At 67.1% G+C, this 5,241-nt stretch carries 6 protein-coding genes; 5 read left to right on the forward strand and 1 reads right to left on the reverse strand.

The window, feature by feature from the left end; translation table 11 throughout:
* Window positions 1-652: 652 nt before the first annotated feature.
* The 3 genes from QOI01_RS03380 (at window position 653) to QOI01_RS03390 (ending at window position 2,357) form a co-directional block, all read left to right on the forward strand.
* Window positions 653-1,081, forward strand: coding sequence for a DUF2628 domain-containing protein (locus QOI01_RS03380; protein WP_526378597.1), 429 nt, complete (start codon window positions 653-655; stop codon window positions 1,079-1,081).
* Window positions 1,078-1,440 carry a hypothetical protein gene (locus QOI01_RS03385; protein WP_526378599.1) on the forward strand — a complete coding sequence of 121 codons (363 nt, stop codon included), beginning with the start codon at window positions 1,078-1,080 and terminating at the stop codon, window positions 1,438-1,440. Before QOI01_RS03380 ends, QOI01_RS03385 begins: the two co-directional genes overlap by 4 nt.
* A 368-nt stretch (window positions 1,441-1,808) precedes the next feature.
* Entirely contained in the window at window positions 1,809-2,357 is a 549-nt protein-coding gene (locus QOI01_RS03390) for a hypothetical protein (RefSeq protein WP_526378601.1), read from the forward strand.
* Here the strand turns inward: QOI01_RS03390 and QOI01_RS03395 are convergent.
* Entirely contained in the window at window positions 2,289-2,747 is a 459-nt protein-coding gene (locus QOI01_RS03395) for a DUF4189 domain-containing protein (protein WP_526378607.1), read from the reverse strand. The genes QOI01_RS03390 and QOI01_RS03395 overlap by 69 nt on opposite strands.
* Before the next feature lie 139 nt (window positions 2,748-2,886).
* Here QOI01_RS03395 and QOI01_RS03400 point away from each other — a divergent pair, with 139 nt between their 5' ends.
* Both QOI01_RS03400 and QOI01_RS03405 read left to right on the forward strand, forming a co-directional pair.
* On the forward strand, window positions 2,887-3,168 hold the full coding sequence (locus tag QOI01_RS03400; RefSeq protein ID WP_526378603.1) for a hypothetical protein: 282 nt from the start codon (window positions 2,887-2,889) through the stop codon (window positions 3,166-3,168).
* A 335-nt stretch (window positions 3,169-3,503) separates the two neighbouring features.
* Window positions 3,504-4,664: an FHA domain-containing protein gene (locus QOI01_RS03405; RefSeq protein WP_526378605.1), complete on the forward strand. Its 1,161-nt coding sequence runs from the start codon at window positions 3,504-3,506 to the stop codon at window positions 4,662-4,664.
* Window positions 4,665-5,241 lie beyond the last annotated feature (577 nt).

The following is a 5,241-nucleotide window of genomic DNA, read 5'->3' on the forward strand; positions in this document are numbered from 1 at the left end:
TCGTCGTCGCCGGGGAACGAGCCGCGCGTCGCATCGAGGTAGCTGACCTGATCGTGGGTCAACGGGATGGGCCAGGCCGCGGCCGTGGCGGCCGATGCCCCTAGTAATGCTCCGACCGCCGCCGCCGTGGCGATCACCTCGACACCCCGTCTCCTTGACAACATGACTGTTCCCCTATCGTCGTGTGCCCGAACGCAAGTGGGCACGAGTTTGCGTGAACTCAGCCTAAGCGGCGGTTCGCACCCTCGATCGCACCAAATTTTCGCGGCGCGGCAGCTGGGACGACGTGGCCGTCGCCGGCTTCTGACGACGGAGCTGTCGGGGTCGATCCCCGCAGCGCGCGGCGCGACTCCCCGTGGGACCCGACGAACAGACCGCAGCCCTTCGCGGGGCTTTCGGCCAATTGATGTAAGTACACAGAACCGTAGCGCTGCGACGTTTCAGCCGAGGGCCGTGGTCGTCCGCAAAGACGGCAGCATGACGAGCGCGAAAGCCATTCATTGTGGGTTTTAAGTGCATATACATGGAACTAGCGTGGTGTGCTGCCGTCCGGGAGCCGCGCATCGCTTGCCAGACCGCTACGGTTAGTGCTACGTTTGCGGGGTCATAACCGTAGCGCAGCTGTAGCGCGCAGACTTCCGAAGGACCCACCATGAAGACCACCCCCGCTGCCGTCGAAGTGGACCTATCGCCGCGCTGGCAGGAACGGTTCGCCTTCTTCGCCGAGTACGGACCACCCAGCACCACCCCAGAGTCGAAGGCGGCCATTCGCGCGCTCCCTTGGGGGAAGCGCACCGTGATCACCTCGAATTACCTGGCCTTCTTCTTCAGCCCGTTCTACTTCTACGTCAAGGGCATGTGGCGCAAGGGCACCACGCTGCTCGGCATCGCGCTGACGCTGGCCATCGCCGCGACCGTGCTGCCCATCCCCGACACGGCGGCCCGCGGGCTTGGCATGGCGGTCCCCGCACTGGCGCTGACCACCGCCAACTACGCCTACTACCTGCACGTCACCAAGGGCAGCAGGTCGTGGAATCCGTTCGAGGGCCTCGGACGCCGCGGCGCGGAGCAGCGGCGATGACCCGGCCCACGCCGACGCCCGGGCGAAGCCATACGGCGGGTAGCGCCGCCGCCACGTCACTGCTCAGCATCGCGACCATACTGGCCGGCTGCGGGTCGCTGTTCCTGTCGCTGTTCTTCGCGATGGTGGGCGACTCCTGCACCTCGAGTCCGTGCGGGGGTGGCGGCGTGATCGGGTTGGCCTACCTCACAACCTGGGGTGGCGCGGGCACGGCGATGTGGCTGACCTTCAGTGGGATCACGAAGGCATCCCGAGCAGGCCGGGAAACGTGGCCCTGGCCGCTAGCAGGGCTGGCGCTGGTCATCGGGACGTTCATCGCGGGCATGCTGATCGCCAGCAGCCTGATCGGCCAGCTCTGACCACCGACGATGCCGAGCGTGCTCCGCTTCGATCAATTGACCGAATTCCCTTGCGGAAAACCACTTCTGGCCCCCGCGTAACCAACCGCCCGAGACAAGAGGAACACCCATGAAGCTCCCCAACACGCCGTGGCGCGACAGCCGTCGGCCACCGAGCAGCACGATTGCCGCTACAGATCTCGTGTCCATCGTCGTGCGGGAGCAGGACACGACACCGACACGCACCGGAGCCGGGTGGCGTCGAGCAGGCACCGTCGCGGCCGCCGCCGCACTGGTCGCCGCCGCCGCCGCGGTCGGCGCAGCAAGGAGTCGATCCCGCCAGCCCGGCGGGGTCACCGCGCACCGACCTCGTCGCGACGACCCTACCGGTGCCCACCGAGGTGCTGGCCCCTCCATCGGGCTTCCCGAACCTCGACGGACTCACCGACGTGTCCGAGCACCACCACATGGACATGCACTACTACCCCGAGGACGCGTTCCAGACCCCCGACGGATTGTCGTGCCGACTGGTCACGACCCGCGGAGGCACGTCAGCCGACTGCTACGGGCCCATCCCAGCCCTAGATCAGCCCGCCAACCACGTCTTCGCCGACGAGCAACGGGCGGCGTTCGACCAGGCCGCCCAACCATCGGACGCCGACCTTCGCGACGCCAAGATCCTGCGCCCCGGGGAGAAGATCGTCTTCGGCCCCGGCGGGGACATGTACGGCGGCGACCAGATCACCTGCGGAGCGCAGGACGCGGTTCTCGCATGCATCCTCGTCAAGCAATTCGCCCAGAACCACGGCGATCACACCTCCACCCGGACCGGCTTCGTAATCAGCCCGCAAGGCAGCTGGACGTTCCAACTACCGAGGCGCACAGCACATTTGGACGATCCCGCGGAGAAGTTGACGCGGAACCCACCGAAACGTTGAGTCAGCGAAGCTAGAGCGTGGGACGCGGATCCCAGCTGCAGCGGGCGTCCACATCGTTCGCATGCGGGCCCGCCGCCGCGACGGCGCCGCCACCGCCGCATCGCGGGTGACGCCCAACCCACCGTGCGCGCGGTTCAGCGGCTCGCCGACGTCCCACGCCACCGCAACGCAATTCGCGTCCGAGGCGATCACCACGCAATCGCTCGCCTGCTCCTTGACCGTGCAGTTCCTCAGCGCCTGCGCCTCCGCGGCGAAGCTGCTGGTGGCCGGACTCCAAGCCCAATCGGTCTGCTCACGCGACGGTGAACTGGCGGCCGCCGCCCACCCGAAGTCCGCGCGCGCGGGCGCTGCGGATAGTGCTGCCGCCGCGACGGCCAACGCCATCACCATCGCCCCACCGGCCAATCTTGGACGCACCGACCCGACCCCCTGCTGTGCGAATGCTGTAGAGCATCAATCTAGCGTCGGACGCCGACACTCGAGCACCGTCGGGGCGAGCGTTGGTCAGGGCGCGGCGCAGAATGAAGGGGTGAGTTGGTTCAGCTCAGCGCCCAAGGTCTGCTACTGCACGTCGCCAAAGGGCTACTGGTGCACCAGAACTGACCGGCATGCCGTGCACGAGGCTGCGGGCGGGCAGGGTCGGGTCTACTCCCGGTGGAAGGGCGACCATCCCAATGAGCAGGAACTGATCGAGACCTTCAGTAGTGCCGAGAGCTTTCGCAACGCGATCGGCCCGGGCACGGGTGACGCGTTGTCCCATGCGGATCACAACGACCTGATCTGGGGAGTGCGCGGGCTCGGCAATGGTTGAGCGGAACGTCGACATTGGATGACATGCGGGCGGCGGCACGGGTTGGGTCAGGGCAGTCATGCCTGCTGCCCGGGGGCTGTTGAACCGTAGCGTTCAACAGTTCTGTGACGCCGGCCAGACGGCCGGTTTCGGGCCGCTCGATGCGACTCTGGCTGGTTGCTGGCGAATTTCGCCGGGAGCCGGTGCGCCTCAACACCGCTCCGAACCGCTATGGTTGAGGTTTGTCAACCGTAGCGCTGTCGCGATGCTTCGCTGCCCGAACCGTTCCAGCGGTGACCGGGTGAACGTCTCGCACCATCCGGCGCCGCCACGGCAGTGCATCTAGGAGCATGAACATGAGTGAAGCCAACGAGGACGTCACCATTGCCACGACGGCCACCCGTCCGCGGGCTTTGACCATTGCCGTCGGTGCGGCCTTGTACACCGTCAACCCGGCCGACGCCCCGATCACCATCGGCCGCGGATTCCCCGCACAGGTACAGATCGACGACGCGCGCATCTCCCGCAGCCACGCCCGCCTCGAAGTCAAGGGCGGACAGTGGATTGCCGAGGATCTGAGCACCAACGGCGTCTACTTCAACGGCACCCGCCAATCGTCGGTGATCCTGAACGACGGAATGACCCTGCACCTGGGCAACGCGGACGGCATCCCGGTCACCCTCGGGCTGTTGCCAGTGATCCGGAACCAGGAGACGGCGGTCTCGGTCAGGATCGACGACGAGCCCCACGACGACGACTCCACCGCATATCTCGCCGACGGATTCGGCGAGACCACCGAGGAAAGCGACGTCACCGATCCCGGCATCGCCCGGGCGGGCGCAGCCGTGGCAGCGCGGCGGCGGGAACTCGACATCGCCCAACGTGCCCTGGCCAAGGACAAGATCATGAACGCCGGCGCGTTGATCGCCTTCGAGAAAGGCCGCAGCTGGCCCCGCCGATCCACCCTCGCCAGGCTCGAGCAGGTGCTGGGCTGGGAACAGGGCACCATCGAACGCATCAGATGGGGCCGGGAAGCCGACCCCGAACCGGAGGAACGCACCGCGATCCTCACCAACACCGTGCAGGCCCCGCTGATGGCGCAAGCCGTCGACGTCGCCCTCGGCACCGTCCGCACCCAGATCGACTCGCTCCCAACACAACCCGATGAGCAGTTCACCCAACGCGTCGGGCCGATCCTGGCCGACCTGCGCAAGCTCGAGACGGTCGCGGCCAACGCGGCCCGCTCCGCCACGGGGGCCGCAGACGTGGCGATGTCGCTCAGCGCCGTGCGCAAGATCTACCGCGAGCTGATGCTGCGCGCCGCCCGCGCACCACAGCCCACCTTCGGCCAACGACTGGTCGCCGCGCGCCACCGCGCCGAACTCACCGCCGAAGAGGCCGCCAACGCCGCCGGAGTGCCCGTCGATGCGATCAACGCCGCCGAGGCCGACCGGTCGCTCAGTGCCGAAGACTTGGCGGCCGTGCACGGGTTGTTCGCGTCGCTTTCCCAGCGCTGACGGGCGAACGCCAAGGCGCGCAGCGCCTTTCGGCCCCTCGGTACGACCTGAAGGGGCGTCTGCGGCCCGTACCGTGCTCGACGAGGGGGGCGGGAAGCGATGGTGACTGCTCGACGAGGGCTAGGGGTCGTTGGCCTTGTCGCGTTCAGGTGAAAGCTGCACTGTCCAGGTGAAGGTTGCACCCGAAGTTGCATTGTCCGGGTGAAGGTTGCGCGTCGCTGCCGGGATTGGCTCGGTCTGGGGCAAACTGCGCTCGCTCGGGGCGCTGTACCGCGAGACTGCGGTCGCACACTTGGACAAGGCCGACGGTTGCGATGTCGTCGCGCTGGAGCGGGCGGTCCGCTGATCTCACGCTCGACCAAGGAATGGCGCTGTGGGACAGCCCCCGCCAACGTGAGGCCTACGATACGAGACGAGGTTGAATCGAAGTTCGCAGATGGCGCGGATCTGCACCAACTGGGCGATGACGGTTAGTTGAGACTGCCGCTCCTGACATCGGACCGTCATCCTGCTTGGGTGGCGGCCCGACATCACGTCCTAGTTGAGGAACGGTGAAATCGTCGCGTAGTTGTCGACG

It is taken from the genome of Mycobacterium sp. (genome assembly GCF_032162605.1).
GTDB lineage: Bacteria > Actinomycetota > Actinomycetes > Mycobacteriales > Mycobacteriaceae > Mycobacterium.